General features: G+C 31.2%; 14 protein-coding genes. 9 read left to right on the top strand and 5 right to left on the bottom strand.

The window, feature by feature from the left end:
* The first annotated feature begins 41 nt into the window (after positions 1-41).
* The 9 genes from ACFSX9_RS07300 to ACFSX9_RS07260 all read left to right on the top strand — a co-directional run bounded on the left by ACFSX9_RS07300 (position 42) and on the right by ACFSX9_RS07260 (position 8,172).
* The gene (locus tag ACFSX9_RS07300) at positions 42-998 is read left to right on the top strand and encodes a PorP/SprF family type IX secretion system membrane protein (protein ID WP_379806163.1); all 957 of its coding nucleotides are present in this window, start codon (positions 42-44) and stop codon (positions 996-998) included.
* Positions 999-1,342: 344 nt separating this feature from the next.
* On the top strand, positions 1,343-2,530 hold the full coding sequence (locus tag ACFSX9_RS07295; RefSeq protein WP_379806161.1) for a phosphoglycerate kinase: 1,188 nt from the start codon (positions 1,343-1,345) through the stop codon (positions 2,528-2,530).
* A 63-nt stretch (positions 2,531-2,593) separates the two neighbouring features.
* Positions 2,594-4,099: a lytic transglycosylase domain-containing protein gene (locus ACFSX9_RS07290; RefSeq protein ID WP_379806159.1), complete on the top strand. Its 1,506-nt coding sequence runs from the start codon at positions 2,594-2,596 to the stop codon at positions 4,097-4,099.
* A 9-nt stretch (positions 4,100-4,108) separates the two neighbouring features.
* The gene (locus ACFSX9_RS07285; RefSeq protein WP_379806157.1) at positions 4,109-5,089 is read left to right on the top strand and encodes a DUF4837 family protein; all 981 of its coding nucleotides are present in this window, start codon (positions 4,109-4,111) and stop codon (positions 5,087-5,089) included.
* Positions 5,090-5,156: 67 nt separating this feature from the next.
* A complete protein-coding gene (locus ACFSX9_RS07280; RefSeq protein WP_379806155.1) occupies positions 5,157-5,654 on the top strand; it encodes a GlcG/HbpS family heme-binding protein in 498 nt (165 codons plus the stop codon).
* A gap of 6 nt (positions 5,655-5,660) precedes the next feature.
* Positions 5,661-6,134, top strand: coding sequence for a GlcG/HbpS family heme-binding protein (locus ACFSX9_RS07275; RefSeq protein ID WP_379806153.1), 474 nt, complete (start codon positions 5,661-5,663; stop codon positions 6,132-6,134).
* A 63-nt stretch (positions 6,135-6,197) separates the two neighbouring features.
* A complete protein-coding gene (locus ACFSX9_RS07270; protein ID WP_379806151.1) occupies positions 6,198-6,863 on the top strand; it encodes a class I SAM-dependent methyltransferase in 666 nt (221 codons plus the stop codon).
* Positions 6,860-7,555, top strand: a complete 696-nt coding sequence (locus tag ACFSX9_RS07265) for a VanW family protein (RefSeq protein ID WP_379806149.1) — start codon at positions 6,860-6,862, stop codon at positions 7,553-7,555. The genes ACFSX9_RS07270 and ACFSX9_RS07265 overlap by 4 nt, the downstream gene beginning before the upstream one ends.
* A 134-nt stretch (positions 7,556-7,689) precedes the next feature.
* Complete coding sequence (locus tag ACFSX9_RS07260; RefSeq protein ID WP_379806147.1) at positions 7,690-8,172, top strand: GNAT family N-acetyltransferase; 483 nt, start codon at positions 7,690-7,692, stop codon at positions 8,170-8,172.
* A gap of 141 nt (positions 8,173-8,313) precedes the next feature.
* Here the strand turns inward: ACFSX9_RS07260 and ACFSX9_RS07255 are convergent, their stop codons facing one another.
* From ACFSX9_RS07255 to ACFSX9_RS07235, 5 genes are all read right to left on the bottom strand, one after another.
* Entirely contained in the window at positions 8,314-8,745 is a 432-nt protein-coding gene (locus ACFSX9_RS07255; RefSeq protein WP_379806145.1) for a hypothetical protein, read from the bottom strand.
* Positions 8,746-9,724: 979 nt separating this feature from the next.
* Positions 9,725-12,391 carry a carboxypeptidase-like regulatory domain-containing protein gene (locus tag ACFSX9_RS07250; protein WP_379806143.1) on the bottom strand — a complete coding sequence of 889 codons (2,667 nt, stop codon included), beginning with the start codon at positions 12,389-12,391 and terminating at the stop codon, positions 9,725-9,727.
* On the bottom strand, positions 12,379-13,170 hold the full coding sequence (locus tag ACFSX9_RS07245) for a GLPGLI family protein (protein ID WP_379806141.1): 792 nt from the start codon (positions 13,168-13,170) through the stop codon (positions 12,379-12,381). Before ACFSX9_RS07245 ends, ACFSX9_RS07250 begins: the two co-directional genes overlap by 13 nt.
* An 88-nt stretch (positions 13,171-13,258) precedes the next feature.
* Positions 13,259-13,807, bottom strand: coding sequence for a hypothetical protein (locus tag ACFSX9_RS07240; protein ID WP_379806139.1), 549 nt, complete (start codon positions 13,805-13,807; stop codon positions 13,259-13,261).
* Positions 13,808-14,182: 375 nt separating this feature from the next.
* The gene (locus tag ACFSX9_RS07235; RefSeq protein ID WP_379806137.1) at positions 14,183-16,843 is read right to left on the bottom strand and encodes a carboxypeptidase-like regulatory domain-containing protein; all 2,661 of its coding nucleotides are present in this window, start codon (positions 16,841-16,843) and stop codon (positions 14,183-14,185) included.
* Between the last annotated feature and the right edge of the window lie 46 nt (positions 16,844-16,889).

The raw sequence follows: 16,889 nt of genomic DNA, 5'->3' as shown, positions 1-16,889 counted from the left end.
ATTTTAAGGTTGTAAACCAAATCATCATTTAAAAGTATCTCATGAAAAATATATTTAGCCTAACAATTATTTTATTATCCTTTATAAAGGGTTTTGGACAGGAACTAACGGTTCCTGCCCAAACCCAATATTTGGCCGATAATCCTTTTCTAGTTTCAGCAACCTATGCTGGAATTGGAGATAACGTTCGAATTCGTTTAAACGGATTAACGCAATGGGTTGGAGTAAAAGATGCGCCTATGAATCAAGCTTTATCAGCGGATTTTAGAATCGCTAACACCACAGGTGTTGGTGTGCAACTTTATAACGATAAAAACGGAAACACAAGACAGTATGGTGCAAAGTTTTCTTACGCACATCACTTAATATTGGATGAAAGTTCTGAACAGTATCTGTCGCTGGGGTTGTCTTTTAACTTAAATCAATTTAAAATTGAAATTGAAAATTTTGACGCCAATATAGATCCGTCTGTTAATGGTAATAGATTTAATCAAAATTATAACTTTGACGTTGGTTTTCTATATCGTAACAAAGGCTATTTCTTAGCTTTTAACGCATCAAATATCTTACCAAAGAATATTGATGACTTTAATAGAATTGAGCCTAATTTGCTTGCTAATTATCAATTATATTCAGGGATTAGCATCAGAAGTAGACAATCAGATATAGAATTAGAACCATCTGCACTTTTTCAGTATTTTCAAAGTGATGGTCGATCTACTACCGATTTAAACTTTAAGATTAAATACCATCAGTACGAAAACTACTATTGGGCTGGAATTACAGCAAGAGTTTTCAACGATCAGTCTTTTACACCAGCTACAATAGGTCCAATGCTTGGTTTAAAACATAACAATTTTTACTTTGGTTATTCGTACCAAATTAACACTAACGACCTGCTTCCTTATAACTCAGGAACCCACATGGTCACGTTAGGATTCGACTTCTTGCAAGGGCTGAGCAATTGCCCATGTACGCAACATCGTATCATTTATTAGAAAATTTTAAAACCAGTTAATATGCTTATATTAACTGGTTTTTTTTATTAATTCTAATTGAATAGTGAGATAGTTTTAAAAACAGATCTCATTTAGAAAAGTCCTTTTTCTTTTTAAAATTTTCGTAATTTTAATTTCGTAAGCCAAAATTTTACTTTTTACTCATATAAAACTTCATTGAGATCAACCCCATTTATTAAAAGATATAACGAATAATTGCTTTTGCAAATGATAATGCACATAATTCCATAAACTTTTAAAAATTTGCTAAATATGATATTTGTTACCCTGATTTAGAATACAATAATATATATTTGCAATTATACGAATTAAAAATCCAGTACATGAAAACACTCAATGACTTCAATTTCAATGCTAAAAAAGCTATAATCAGAGTAGACTTCAATGTCCCTTTAGATGAAAATTTTAAAGTAACTGATGCCACTCGTATTGAAGCCGCAAAGCCTACAATTGATAAAATATTGAAAGATGGAGGTAGTGTAATTTTAATGAGTCACTTAGGCAGGCCAAAAGGTGTTGAATCGAAATATTCACTGCAACATATTCTTGCTAAGACTGAAGAAATCCTTGGTAAGAAAGTAAAGTTCGCATCGGACTGTATTGGTCAGGAAGCTGAAACGGCTGGTAAAAACTTACAATCAGGTGAAATCTTGCTTTTAGAAAACCTACGTTTTCATCCAGAAGAAGAAAAAGGTGATATTGACTTTGCAAAAAAATTAGCCTCTTTAGGTGATATTTATGTAAATGATGCCTTTGGAACAGCACACAGAGCGCACGCTTCTACAACAATAATTGCTCAATATTTTCCAAATGCAAAATGCTTCGGTTATTTATTAGCAAAGGAGATTGAAAGCATCGAAAAAGTATTGAAAAATTCTGAAAAACCAGTAGTAGCTATTTTAGGCGGAAGTAAAGTTTCTTCAAAAATTACTGTGATTGAAAACATTTTAGATAAGGTAAACCACATCATTATTGGTGGTGGTATGACTTTTACTTTCATAAAAGCATTAGGCGGAAAAATTGGCAATTCTATTTGTGAGGATGACAAATTGGAATTAGCCATTGAGATATTAAAACAAGCCAAAGAAAAAGGAGTTCAGATACATTTACCTGTAGACGTTGTGGCAGCAGATGCCTTTTCAAACGACGCCAATACTCAGGTTGTAGATGTAAACCAAATTCCTGATGGATGGCAAGGTTTAGATTCAGGTCCAAAATCGTTAGAAATCATAAAAAGAATTATTTTAGATTCAAAAACTATACTATGGAACGGTCCATTAGGTGTTTTTGAAATGGAAAATTTTGCACATGGTACTATTTCATTAGGCGAATATATTGCAGAATCAACAGCGAATGGAGCTTTCTCTTTAGTTGGCGGTGGTGATAGTGTTGCAGCGGTGAAACAATTTGGATTGGAATCAAAGATGAGTTACGTTTCTACCGGTGGTGGAGCGATGTTAGAAATGCTGGAAGGAAAGAACCTACCTGGAATTGCAGCAATTTTGGAATAATTATATAATATAAACCTGATAATTAAGTTATTAGTTTGAAATAAGCCTCATAAAAAAACAATAATGAAAAAATTAGTATACCTATCCCTTTTAGTTTCAACATTTAGTTTTGCGCAAGAAAGCCTTGAACAACATACTTTAAGCTTTCCTAAATTAACCTATTTAGATTCTTTAAAAACGACTTTTGTTCAACACTCCACAAGTAACTGCATCGATGAGCGATGGTTAACGGAACTTGCAAATAGTGATTTATCTGAAGCAATGTTTGCCGATATAGCGAATATCGATATTGACGATTCTGTTGCTTATGATTTATCTCCAGAGTTATTAAAACAAAGACTAAAAATATTAAATTCGAAATCTCCTTTTAATATTGAGTACAATCCGGCATTAGAAAATACGATTAAGTCTTTTTTAAAACATAGAACTAAATCCTTTGAACGATTAATGGCCATTTCGGAATATTATTTTCCAATGTTTGAAGAGCATTTGGCAAAATATAACATTCCTTTAGAAATTAAATATTTAGCAATTGTAGAATCAGCTTTAAATCCAAGAGCGAAGTCAAGAGTAGGCGCATCCGGTTTATGGCAGTTTATGTACCCAACAGGAAAGCATTTCAACCTAGAGGTCAATTCATATGTAGATGAACGTCATGATCCCTTAAAAGCGACAGAAGCAGCTTGTCAGTATTTATCTAGTTTATACAAGATATTTGGCGATTGGAGTATGGTTTTAGCATCTTATAATGCAGGTCCAGGAAACGTTTCAAAAGCAATTCGTCGTTCAGGCGGGAGCCAAAATTATTGGAATATTCGTCACAATTTACCGCGTGAAACCGCAAACTACGTTCCAGCATTTTTAGCTACAATGTATATTTACGAATTCAAGAAAGAACATGGAATGCAACCTAAAAAAGCAGCCTTGACTTATTTTGAAACGGACACCATTATGGTAAAGAAACAAATGTCCTTTACTCACATATCGGAACTATTAGATATTCCTGTAGAACAAATTGAGTTTTTAAACCCAATTTACAAATTAAACATTATTCCTTACATGTATGATAAGGCGCATTATTTGCGTTTGCCAAAAAATAAAATGGGTCTTTTTGTATCTAACGAAGAAAAAGTTTACGCCTATTTAGAACATTTAGATACGTTCAAAGAAAAAGCATATTACGCTTCAACAGTGGAACGTTCTGCTACTACTTCAAGTACCTCTGGTTCACAAAAGCAACTGCAGTATCACACAATAAGATCAGGTGAAAGTGTGGGGTTAATTGCTAGTAAGTATAAAGTCTCGGTTGCGAATTTAAAAGCTTGGAATAACATTAAGGGAAATAACATAATAGCAGGAAAAAAATTAAAAATTTATTCAACACAAAGTGTAGCAGTTAAAACAGCGCCTAAAACTAGTAGTGGCGCGAGTTACACGGTTCGTTCAGGTGATTCATTATACTCTATTGCGAAGCAGTTTCCAGGTATTTCTGCTGATGACATAAAAAAGTGGAACGATATTAGCGGTAATAATATCCAACCAGGTATGAAACTGAAAATTAACGGATAATATTTTTTTATGAAACAACTAGCCTTTCTTTTTTTAACAGCTTTAAGTTTGATTTCTTGCAAAGACTCTACAGAGGATGCTAAAGCCATTTTATCAGAGTCAAATGGTAAAATGAGTAACGTTTCCATTATTATTGATGATAATTATTGGAATGGAGAAATAGGAGATAGCATAAGAAAGAAATTTGCTGCACCAGTTGACGGTTTGCCACAAGAAGAGCCTTTGTTTACTCTGAATCAGTATCCAACTAAAGTTTTTGAAGGATTTGTTAGAAAAAGTCGCAACATTATCATTATTAAAAAGGGAGATAAAACAGGATTTTCATCCAACAAAGACGCTTATGCAAAACCGCAAAATGTGTTTTTTGTTTCAGGAAAATCAACGGAAGATGTTTTAAAAGTTTTAGAAGAAAAAACGGCGGAAATTATCCAAACGATTAAAGCTTCTGAAATAATTGAGAATCAAGTTCGAATTGCTAAATCTTTGATATCTGATTCGCAAGTACAAAAGATGTTCGGTGTTAGTTTAAAAATTGGCTTCGGGTATAAGTACGATATGGTGAAAGATAATTTCATCTGGCTTAGAAAAGAATTTAGTTCGGGCTACAACAGTATCTTAATTTATGAAGTTCCTATTGAGCAAGTAGAAAAAGACAGCAATGTTATTGCAAACATTATTCAAATGCGTGATGCAGTAGGAAAAGAAAATATTCATGGAACATTACCAAATACTTGGATGATCACAGAGGAAGCTTATGCTCCTTATTTATTTGACGTTCAAGTGGCAGGTAAAAAAACCTATTTGACAAAGGGAACTTGGGAATTGAAAAATGATTTCATGGCCGGTCCTTTTGTAAATTATGCTATTAAAGATGTTAATAATAACCGTTATTTAATTTTAGAAGGATTTACTTATAATCCTTCCAAATCAAAACGAGATTTGGTTTTCGAATTAGAAGCCATCATCCAATCGGTTAAATTTTTAAAATAATGTTAAGTTCCCTTTTTAAGGGAACTTTTTTTTTACTTTTACATTTAGCTTTAAAAATGGCATCCGAATGATAACAAAATTTAAAACAGTATGTAGCGCTTTATTTTTGATACTAGCGTTTTCTGCACCGGCTCAGTATGTTGTAAAATCAGGTGATTTGAACCAAATGGGTGCTCTGAAATTAGCCGAGCAAGTTAAGATCGAAGCTCAGAAATTAGATAAAAATGTTTCCGTGGCAGTTCTTAATGCTTCGGGCGTAACATTATTATTGCTGAAAGGTGATAATGTAGGACCGCATAATACCGAAGCTTCGCGAAGAAAAGCATATACTTCCGTTTCTACTAAAACACCTAGTTTTGAATTGATGGAAAAAGCCGCAAAAGATCCAACCGCTAATAACTTAAACACACTTCCTGAATTATTACTTTTAGGCGGCGGTGTTCCTGTTTTTAAAGATGGTGAGTTAGTAGGAAGTATTGGTGTTTCTGGTGGTGGAGGTGGCGAAAACGATCACAACATCGCTAAGAAAGCAGTGGAGAGTTTAGGATTTACGATAAAAAAATAATACGATATGAAACCATTGCTATTCTTAGCTCTAATTTTTACGATTATGACAAATGCACAAGACGAATTTGTACAAGAACCTATCCTTACAGGAAAAATGGCGTTAAAAATAGCACAGGAAGCCTTCGCGCAAGCGGAAAAAGACGGATTATTTATCACAGTAACAGTAGTTGATAAATCAGGACAAACACTTGCTGTTTTGCGACATCATAACGCGGGAGTTCACACCATCAGAGCAAGTTATAAAAAAGCGTACACAGCAAATTCCCAAAAAAGAGAAACAGCCGAAATTGCAAAAGGAATTAAAAGCGGTACTATTCCAGAAGATGTGCGTTTTTTAGATGAGAACATATTAATTTTAGATGGTGGCGTTCCTATTTTTATCAATGGGAAAGTTGTTGGTGGCATTGGAGTGGGTGGCGCTCATGATAGCGAAGATGTTAGAATCGCGAAAGCTGGTTTGAAAGTGCTAACAAAATAATTCTATATTTTTAATTTACTTTTGAAGTATTGCTATATTTACAGCCTTTAAGAGCCAATTGAAATGGATGAAATTATAAACTATTACGATAAGATTGCTTCCATTTACGAGAAGGATAGATTCGACAATACCTACGGAACGTTTATCGACAAACAAGAAAGAAAAGTATTAAATCGCTTACTTTATAATAAGCAAGAAGTTATTGTTGATATGGCTTGCGGTAGTGGACGATTTTTAAATTTTGCAAACTTTGGAGTTGACGGAAGTAGTGAAATGGTAAAAATTTCTAAACTAAAATTTCCAGATAAAACGATATTCTTGTGCGATGCTGAAAATACAGATTTTGAGGATAACACTGTTGATACGATTATAAGTTTTCATTTTTTCATGCATTTGAGTGATGTAAAAGTTAAAAATATTCTGATGGAATGGGATAGAATACTTACGAACAACGGGCGAATTATTTTCGACATTCCTTCATCGAAGAGAAGAAAGTTACTTAATTTCAAGAAGAACAATTGGCATGGTAGTTTTAGTTTAACCAACAGAGAAATAAAACAGTTAAATCTCAACTTCGAAATCAGACAGTCTTTTGGGATATTATTTATTCCAATTCATAGAATTCCGAAGGGCATAAGAAAATTATTTTTAAAACTAGACGCACTACTTTCTAATTCTTTTCTTAAAGAATACAGCTCTTATCAAATTATAGAATTGGTGAAGAAATGAGTTATTGGAAGACACTTAAACTATATGGTAAAATTACGTTTCGATTTACGAATGATATTGTAAAAGGCGATTTCTTTCGGTTTACCAAAAAAACGACCGAAAGACCTAGTTTTGTATACGCAATAAACTTGAAGCAAGAAATTAAGGTTAATGCCACTTTTGAAAGCAAATTATATAATTTTTCTGTAGCAACTCAGAAGATTGATAAACACATTATCAGGCCGAATGAAATATTTTCGTTTTGGAATGTAGTGGGAAATCCCAATAAACAATTTAAAAAAGGTAGAACGATTCAGAATGGAAAGATTATCGAAGAAGTTGGAGGCGGTTTGTGCCAAGTTTCAGGAATTATTTACCACGTTAGTTTATTAGCGGGCTTGGAAATTGTGGAGCGTCATAATCATTCTGTTGATATTTATAACGAAGAAACGCGATTTTGTCCCTTGGGAAGTGATGCTACGTTGGTCTACGGTTATAAAGATTTGAGAATAAGAAATACAAATTCATTTCCAGTAAAATTTGAGCTTAAAGTGATTGATAATATGATTAGTGTGAGTTTAGTTAGCACCATTCAAATACAAGAAAATACTTTAAATTTTGAAATAGAGCAACGAAGCGATTATAAATATGTAACCGTTACAAATCAAGCGGGAGCAGTGGTAAATACGTCAAAATATAAAAATAACTTGTAGCTTTTTTCTGTTGTGTTTTTCGAACAAATTCAAAAGATTGTTTTTCGATTCATCAAGTAGAATTTTATTTCTAAATACTATCTTTGATTTCCCGGCTTTCGACTAGACCAATTAATTTTTTAATTTTAATACCAATGCAAACAGAATTCAAAATAAAGCGATTTAACGAACTTTCTACTTCTGAATTATATTCTTTACTGCAACTTCGGTCTGAAGTGTTTGTGGTGGAGCAAAATTGCGTTTATCAGGATGTAGATGGTAAAGACGACAAAGCAATTCATGTTCTTGGTTATTTAGACAACGAATTAGCCTCTTATTCCCGATTATTTGACAAAGGTATTTATTTTGAAGAAGCTTCGATAGGAAGAGTTGTGGTTAGCCCGAAGCATCGCGATAAAAAACTGGGTCACGATTTAATGAAGGTTTCAATTGCAACCGTTAAAGAACATTTCAACGAAACTAAAATCACCATCTCGGCACAAGAATATTTAAAGAAATTCTACGAATCACACGGATTTACAAAAACTTCCGAAATGTATTTAGAAGATGATATTCCTCATATTCAGATGAAGCGAAATTATATTTTGGATAATATTTCTATAATTCAACAAAGATAAAAAATATAATTTCGTAGCTAGGTGAAGTCACAAAGATTGAAGAATAACCATTCCAATTATTACAAAGCTTTCCGAAAATTGACCACGTGTTTGTTATTTTTGCAATTTTCTATACATTATGTAATATTCGAAATATGAGGGTTATGTTGGTGAGTTTATGGCATAATAATAATATAGACCAGTCTTTTCAGATTTTTTGAAACCCGAGAAAAATATTTGGGAATCCGTTATATTTAAATTTTTAGAAATGCTTATAGAGTTGTTTCCTATTTCTAATTTTCCGGTTAAATTGTTTTTTAATCTTGCTTTATCATAGAAAACACCATTGTTTGCACGATTATAATAAAATTTATTAAATGTAAAATTCGAATCTTTTTTTATTTCTAAAAACAAAGTGTCACCATTCTTTAATCCAAAGTATTTATAATCATCTCTAAATTCATCTTTAATAGGAACAAAATAGAATCTCCCAACAGCCTCTGCTAAAGTCGGCTTATAATCTTGTAAATCTAAAATAGATTCTTGAGTATCTTTTTCTAAACAGTTTATGAATATAGTAAAAACTATAATCATAAATAATAATTTTAAAAATTTATATTTTCTATCCATGTGAAATTATTTGTTATTGTTCCGCCTAAATGCAAGCCCTAACCCACATGTTTTAGTTTACGGTGTAAATTTTAACAAACATAAAGACGATTAATGCAATAATTACTAATGATATTCTTTGCTTAAATTTATTTGTATTATTTAATTTGTCAAAATTTTAAAACCTTTTTTAATTCAAAAAATGCTAAAGAAATAATTGCGATAAAGCAAATAACGTCATACCATATACTTTCTATAAATCGTTTTACTCTTAGCAACTTTGGTAAAAAATAAAACAGCAAAACTACTATGGAATATATTTGAACTCTATTCATCATTTAAGCATTCATTATAATCTTCGATTGCATCACTCATACAATTTTCATGTTCGGCCTCAATCATTAGAGTGCTTGATGCACTTGTCTATGGACATGTAAAACATCCAACAATTGCAAATGTTCCATATAGATTTACATCTCTTTGGCAATCGCAATTTATAACATATTTTCTCATTTGAATTACAGATTTTCTGTTAATTCTGATTTATTCTTTCCTGTGTTTGCTAGGGTTTTTGTTTTAATAAAGGGATTTAGTCAAAATAAAAACGCTAGCAGTAGTGTTTTTGAAAATAGTTTATTCTATAGCTTACTTCTTATAATTTATAACTCACATTCAATAGTACCACTCGTGGTAAAATATAAGTAGTGGAACTTGAAATGTATTTAGGTGTTAAAAAAGATACGAATTAAACCACTTTTTTTAAATTATTAAAACCAGCGTTTTGGGCTTGCTTTAAGATGCAATAATAGTTGACGCACGAATTTGTGTTGGAGTTTTTAAATTTTAAAATATTCAAAAACTAAAAACCCTTAGAGTGTTCTTGTACAACTGCAAAATCTGAAGCGCTACTATAATTTCTAGGTCTGAAAACAATTCTTTCTTCAAACTGATCTTTCTTTATATTTTAAAACCGATATTCCATTTTCAAAAGAACATATCTTGGTTGTAATCTGTACTCGGTTTTTGAAATATTGATGTCTGAAATGCTATAACTTCTAAAAGTTTCAGTATTAAAAAGATTATTACCTGATAAAGAAAGCGTTAGCTTATTTTCCTTGATTACATAACGAGTTTCTAAATCTAAAAAATAATATTTGTTGTTTTGGTTATCTAAATTACCAAAAAAGTAACGTTCTGATTGTAATTGAATATTAAATTTATTACTAAACATAAAGGATAAATCTAAAAAACTCATATTGTCTGTAAAGTTGTTTTTAATAGTGGTTTCAACTTCGTTATAGTTCCATTTTGAGCCGATGTGATAATTAAAAAACCCTCTAAAACCCGAACGCAACTCAAAACCATAATCAGCACTGAAATTTTTTACCTCTCTTAAGTTGGAATTGTTTACTATGTTTTTAAAATTAGTTTTGGTTGCCCCTAAGTTAATTTTTAAATTAGTTTTTATAGGTTTAAAATAACGGTCAATATTTGATGAAAGAGATAAAAATTCCCTGTCTTTTATAATTATTTTTTCAGATTGTGAAAAATTTTGCGTTATGATTGAATTGTTACTAAAAAAATCATTGTTTTTGGAGTATAAAATAAACGTATTCGCAAAGAATTTGTCGCCCCAGCTTCCATAAGTGTAATTTAAAATTGCAGATGAAGAAGTAAGCTGGTTAAATTCGTCTAAACCCTTAGAAAAAGAACGAAAACCAGTTTGCACAAATCCTGAATAAACATCTAAAATACCTGCATTTGTAGTGTTATAGGAATAAGAAGTTAGGATTTTATTTTTACCGTCTATTTTCCAATCTAAACCTACTTTTGGAATTAAAAAAAAAGGATTTTGATTTGACTGATTGTTAATATTTTCTAATTTATTAAATAATTGATGCGCGTCAGCTTGTGTTAAAAGAGTAAAATTTTTTAACTTAAAACGATATTTAGCCGATAAATAGATATCATTAGTGGAATAACTTAAATTGTTTTGATATCCATTTGGAAAACTGAGATTATTTTCATTTTGCAATAACTCAAAACGAGTATTTAAATTATCAAATCTTAATTGATTACCTACTTTTACTTCTAACAAATCACCATTTTTCTTTTTATCCAATAAATGAGCTTCAACACCTGCAAATTGCATTTGGTTTTCACTAAACTGTTTGGTGTTATTTGCGTTATCAGTAAATAAATCGTCAAAAATAAATTGATTTACGGAATAATTTTGCGGGGTTTTTTCGTTAATGTACCTACTTGAAATCAAGAATACTTTGTTGTCTTTAAATTTATTAGTAAAAACTATTTTTTGGTCAAAAAGTTGGTTGTTACTTGAAAATCTTTCGTTTAATAAATCAGTATTAAACAATAAATCACTTCTGTTTTTTTCGTTGGTTTTATTAAATTTTCCAGTATATTCTAGAGTTTTATTTTTTGAAATATCGTACGTTAAATCCATTTTTCCAAAACCTGTAATTGTGGTTTTTCTACCCACAAAATCTTCACTATTGGTAAAAGTGGTGTTACTAACAGAAAATGTTTGTATACTATTTCTGAAATAATCATTTTCGTCGGTGTTCAAAAACCCTAAAGCTTTAAGCTTTACTTTGTCTGAAAGCGTAAAAATGCTATTCAAAGAAAGTATTTCGGCATTGTTGAAATTAACTCTTTTTTGCTTTAAGTTTGGGTGCGCCGAACCCAACCCTAATAAATTATTTACTGTTTGATCGTCACCCAAACTGCCGGCTTCATTACTACGGTAAGGTCTAATGAGGTGATTAATATCTCCAACCGCATCATAACCTAGATTGTTTAAATTGGTTAAGAAATAGTATTTATTTTTTTTACCAAAATTCATTAAGTTACTTTTTACTTCATAACGATTTTCTGAAATTAAACTAAAACCTAATTGCATATTTCCAAACCAAACCCTTTTAGCATCTTCTTTCAAAGTTAAATTTAAAGCGACTTTATTACTGTTCTCAATATCTTTTAAATGTTTGTTATTAGAATAATTTTGTAAAAGTTCAACTTTGTCAATTGGAGTAACAGGCATATTTTTGGTTAATATTTTATACCCTTTTTCAAACATATCATCGCCATCAATCATTACTTTTTCAACTTCTTGATTGCCCACTTTTATAGTTCCGTTTGCATCTATGTTTAAGCCAGGAATTTTTTTTAACAAATCCTCTACAACTTGCTCGTTACCTTGCGCAAATGATTTGGCATCAAAAATGATTTTGTCTCCTTCGATTGTTATGGGTCGTGTTGTTTCAAGTATTATTTCTTTGAGTTCTGTGGTTTTTGCATTTAAAATAAAATCTAATGTTTTAATTGTGATGCCGTTTTCTAAAATAATTTCAACACTTTTTTGTTCAAAACCCATAGAGTTTACAGAAATTGTAAATGTTCCTTCTATCTCATTTTGAATAATATAATCACCAACATTATCAGTGTATGTAAATTTTATGATTTTGTTATTATTATCCTTAAGTATAATACTCGCCGAATTAAGTATTTTTCCTAGATTATCTTTTACATTGCCTTTTATCTTGTATTGAGCTAAGCTTAATGTTGAAAATAGTATTGAAATAATAAATAAAATTTTTTTTATTCTTCCCATTCGTATTTTAGTTCAATCGTACCTCTTTTAATTTTTAACCCTTCGCTTGTAACATTTTGAGGTAGTCTACTTTGATTGAGACTCACTAGGTTTATTAACTCTTTATCTGAAAAAATCACACTCGTTTTGATATCTATAAGTTTGTATTTTAGATTAGGTTCTTCAATTTTTAATAGATCTTTATTTAATTGTATCGATTTTGCTATCCATGAATATTTTAATTCAGAATCATAAATTTCAACTATTAGACCAGGTAAATCATTGAATTTAAAAGGGCCATTAAATATAGGTATTTCTTCAGAAAACCAAGCAATATAATCTCTACCTCTAAAGTGTGTTACTGCTTTCTTGCATTTGTATGAGCTAATTATTTTTTCCTCATCTGTAATGACCCAATCAAAACTTATATTTTTTTCAGAAACCTTATAACTTTTTTCATTTGCGAAATTAGTAAATGTTAAACTGTCTTTTTCAAAGTCTTTATAAGTATAAAATAAATGATTTTTAGTATCTACTTTTACAATATTAGTTATTTCACCTTTATTGTTAATAGTGTCTGCAATAATATTAAAATTTTCTTTGTTATTTATTTTCGAAAAACTTTCTTGTGTTAAATAAATTGATTCACTTTCAGATGAAAGTAAAATATAATCTGTTATTATTTTATTGCCGTAGACAGCTGAAACTAATTCGTAATTAACTTGATATATCATCTTTTTTCCTAGTGTCTGAGAAAAAGATGAAATAGTAAACAATGGTATTAATAATAATAATTTCATATTTGTGTAAGTATTTTAAGGCAGATATACTGGCTTAAAAATAGTGTTTTAAATAATAAGTTTACTCTTAATTAAGGAGTTCCTCCGATTAATGTTGCATAGTCTCTAAACACACTTTAACTCCACCACCTAAAGAACCTCCATGATGCACCGTAACGATTATCGGATGACCCGAACTCATTCCTTCAAAAGCAGTTGCAATATTTTCTTTGACACATTCTTTTGTAAGACAACTATCGCCTACCTGACTCCTTCCTTCAGGGCAATTCCATTTAGCAAGCAACGCATCTTCAACTTTAAGATCACCATTTCTTTCTGACTCTGGAGATAGTAAGTTAAAATTTTTAATTTCAACAGCATTGTCTGACATGATTATTTGATATGTTACCATTTTTAAGTTTGAGTCTTCTTCGTAAGCTCTATAAAACAAGTCATTTATTTCAATTATTTTATCGTCGAAATCATTGATGTTGTTTTTAGAAAATTTTAAAACTGTGTCGTCATTAAAATCAATTCTTAAATTTTCAAATGACATATTTTTTAATTCTAGATTAGAGGTATTTTCTTCAGAGTTACCACAAGAGAAAAGAGTAACGGTAAGAAAAATAAAAGCTAAAATGGTAAAGTTTTTTTTCATTTTTTGATATTTTAAATTGTTGTTATACTCTTTGTGTTTTTTTTATGAAATTTTGGTGGTGAGTCCGTTTTGATTATTATGTTTATTTGACATTAATAGTACATAAAAAAACCTTAAAAAATTAAAAATTCGTAAATGGTTGCTTTTAACTGTTTGAAACAAAATATTTATGCAATTGCAATTCGGCTTATTTTTCAATACTTTTCACTATGGTCAATTTAAAGCATATTTTCTTATTCCAATTACAGATTTTCTATACATTTTCAATGTTTTTTTCTGTGTTTGCTAGGTTTTTTGTTTTAAAAAAATGATTTGGTGAAAATTATAACACTTGAAGTATTAATTTTGGAAATAGTTTCTTTTGGAATTTACTTCTTATAATTTATAACTCACACTCAACAGTACCACTCGTGGTAAAATATAAGTAGTGGAACTCGAAATCATAAAATCAGAAAAGGAATTGTTGATTTCAGAACCATTATTCAAGTAATTTTGTGCCGAAAGTTCAAAACGAAACGGATTGTTTTTCTTTTGGAAACTCAAATAGGCATTCGCGATTCTGTAATCGGTAGCAACATTATTACTGTTTTCGTTAAATGTTACCTGATAGTCCGTTTTGAAATTGAAATGTTTTAAAAAATCAATATCTAAATCAAATCCCAAACGATCAGAAGTCAATGAAGATTTGGTCAACCCCGAAAACTGACTAAACGATTTATTATAACTAACGCTTGCACTCGGCCATTTTTTAGTAGCTGTCCGAAGTTTTATACCTAAAGATTGGTTGTTTCTATCATTTGAAACCGCCTGATTGTTGATGGTTTGCAGATAATTAAACCAAGATAAATTCGCATTAAAATTGATTCTAAAGCGATGAATCTTCTTATCAATATTTCCCGATACACGATACGAAGTTTCTGGATTATCGGTAATCGTTGGCGTGGTAAATTGGTTGATGCCGTCTAAACCAATCTCGTTTCTGATGGTTTTGATCTTTTTGGTATAACTCGCATTGGCAAAAAGCATCAAACCGCGATACATACTGGTTTTGGTATAATTTAAGGTTGCATTTTGAAAACGCTCATTACGCAACAACGCATTTCCTCTAAAAACCGAATTGTAACTTTGTAACGTATAACGCTCTAACAACCGCGTAGCTTCCGGAAATTCATTGACTAATTTATAATTGAATTTCAAATTTTCGGACTGATTAAATTCGTATTCACTCAACCAACTAGGTTGTAAAAAAGTGGCGTTTATCGTATAGTCAGATGCAATTTGCTTGGTTTTCAAATGAAAATAATGTCCGTAAAGTGCCGGTTTATTAATCCATTTGCCCAATTTGAATTTATATTCAAAACCTAAAAATAAATCATTCAACAAATAATCTAAATCATTTCCGAAACCATTCGAAGCAAAATCATTGATCGATCCATCGGTTAGAAATTGCTTTTCGGTTATTTGGAGTTGGGTTGAACCCAAATTGTTTCCAACATTCGTATACAAATGATTGAAGTTATTCAGAATCCAATAATGTTTAAATAAGGCGTCAACACTATTGTTTTTTACTTTTTTTACTTGCTGAATGTTGTAAAAAGTATCGTTTTCTAACGGAATTAAACCTGTTAAAAATTCGGTATCAGTTAGCCACGTGTTGATGGGTTTTTGGTTGTCATAACTTTGGTTTACCACTAAAGTTGTAGTGTGCTTTTTATTGACTTGTTTGTGCCATTCTACAAATTGCTTAATTTGCACGTTGTCGGCAGCATTTAGTGTTTCAAACGAACTCAATTGGCCGTCACGAGCCGAATTCAGCACGGAATTTATATCGTTTGTGCTCGATTGAAATTGGCCATTGTAATACCATTTTTCTCTAGTATTTGGCGTATAATTTAATTTGATGTTGCCAATGCCTAAAACTGAGCTGTTTTTGCCGGAAGAATTGCGTTCTTCAAAGGTAACAGCACTATTTTGAAGGTACTCGATACTACTTTCCGAAGCCGTTCTTGAAAAAAGACTCGAGAAAATACCATATCCGTCAATATCTAATTTTGTATTGATTTCTTGGCGGAAGTTAATCGCACTAAAGCGGGATTTATTTTCCAAAACATCGGTGTTATCCATTGCAAAAGCATATAAATCCGTCAATTGTTTTCGACCCGAAATAAAACTACTCGCACCGCCTTGAAAACGCATCATATCCTGAAACGAAAAAGTGCGTTTGCCAATGTTGTTGATATCGCCAATGAAACTTACATTAGTTTTGGGAGCATAATAAAACAAAGCCGCGTGACCCAAATAGAAACCATTGTCGTCTGCTACTTCGGCACCCGCTTCTACATCGCCAAAAACGAATTTCTTTTTATATTCTTTGAGCTTGATGTTCATTGCCAAATCATCAGAATCCGACACTTGTTTTAAAAAGCCAACTTCGTTGAAATTATCAATTACTTCTACTTTATCTACCGCGTCAGCCGGAATATTTTCGACACCTAATTTCGTACCACCGCCAAAAAAGGGTTTGTTTTCGACATAAAATTTAGTAACTTTTTTACCTTGAACTGTTACACCCCCATTTTTATCCACTTCTACGCCTGGCAATTTTTCTAATTGGTCTCTAAGTTTTCGTTCGTTTCCTGTGGTAAAAGCTTTTACATCATAAATTAGCGTATCTTTTTTAACGATTACGGGTGTGTATTCGTGTGTAATAATGATTTCTTTGAGTTCTTGTCCTGTTTCTTTTAGTTTAAAATGATGTTCTTTCTGTGAAAAACTAGCCGGAAGATTTACAACTTCCTCTTTATAGCCCAAATAGGAAACCCGAACTTCATAAGGTACTTCTTTTTCTAATTCTAATTTATATCTGCCCAAATAATCGGCAATAGCGAATTTCAGCCCTTGTTTTTCAACTAAAGGTTTGGCAATTACATTGGCATTTTGCAAAGGTTTTCCTAGCGAGTCTTTTACGGTTCCTAGTAAGGTTTGCGAGAAAGAGAACAATGGAAAAAGTAATAGTAGAATTAGGTATTTTGGCATTTTTAAAGTGTTTTTATTCTTTTAATTCCTTCAGATGTTTTTTACC

Origin of the sequence: Flavobacterium ardleyense (genome assembly GCF_042686085.1) — a bacterium.
GTDB classification, from domain to species: Bacteria; Bacteroidota; Bacteroidia; order Flavobacteriales; family Flavobacteriaceae; genus Flavobacterium; species Flavobacterium ardleyense.
This window is presented reverse-complemented; position numbering and strand designations above follow the sequence as displayed.